This is a genomic window from Arthrobacter sp. Y3223164 (assembly GCF_059091005.1).
Window position 1 is genome coordinate 1 of record NZ_JBNHGF010000908.1, and the last position, 373, is coordinate 373.

The window sequence follows — 373 nt, forward strand, 5'->3', positions numbered from 1 at the left end:
CCAGGCGCCTGGCCGCGCTGGATGGGAGCCGGCTGGGCGAACGCGTCGGCTATACGGTGCGCGGGGAACGCCGGGCGGGCCCGCAGACGCTGATCGAGTTCGTCACGCCGGGAATCCTGCTGCGCAGGCTGCTCACCGATCCCGGCCTGGACGGGACGGACGCGGTGATCCTGGATGAAGTGCATGAGCGCGGCCTGGAGACCGACCTGCTGGTCGGCATGCTCGGCGAGGTCCGCCAGCTGCGCGGGGATCTCACGTTGGTGGCGATGTCGGCCACCTTGGACGCGCCGCGCTTCGCCGCCTTGATCGGCGCGCACGACGGCGAAGGGCCGGCCCCGGTGGTCGACTGCCCTTCCGCACTGCATCCCCTGGC

1 pseudogene is annotated in these 373 nt (G+C 72.4%); it reads left to right on the plus strand.

The features are described from left to right. A pseudogene (locus AC5RUJ_RS18670) lies at positions 1 to 373 on the plus strand (ATP-dependent helicase HrpB); the annotation flags it as partial.